Below are 463 nucleotides of genomic sequence, written 5' to 3' on the forward strand. Positions count from 1 at the left end.
GTATAAGAGACAGCCTACGGGGGGCAGCAGTGAGGAATTTTCCGCAATGGGCGAAAGCCTGACGGAGCAATGCCGCGTGGAGGATGAAAGCCTATGGGTTGTAAACTCCTTTTCTCAGAGAAGAAATTTTGACGGTATCTGAGGAATAAGCATCGGCTAACTCCGTGCCAGCAGCCGCGGTAATACGGGGGATGCAAGTGTTATCCGGAATAATTGGGCGTAAAGCGTCTGTAGGTGGTTGACCAAGTCTGTTGTTAAAAATCAGGGCTTAACCCTGATCCGGCAACAGAAACTAGTAAACTTGAGTACGGTAGGGGCAGAGGGAATTCTCGGTGTAGTGGTGAAATACGTAGATATCGAGAAGAACACCAATAGCGAAAGCACTCTGCTGGGCCGAAACTGACATTGAGAGACGAAAGCTAGGGGAGCAAACGGGATTAGATACCCGAGTAGTCGTGTCTCT

Annotated in this window: 1 rRNA gene; it reads left to right on the forward strand. The window is 49.5% G+C overall.

The features are described 5' to 3' along the window. Nucleotides 1-463, forward strand: a 16S ribosomal RNA gene (locus ACTHSL_RS13035); the annotation flags it as partial.

It is taken from the genome of Neisseria sp. P0008.S010 (assembly GCF_051962715.1).
In the GTDB taxonomy this organism is placed as follows: domain Bacteria; phylum Pseudomonadota; class Gammaproteobacteria; order Burkholderiales; family Neisseriaceae; genus Neisseria; species Neisseria elongata.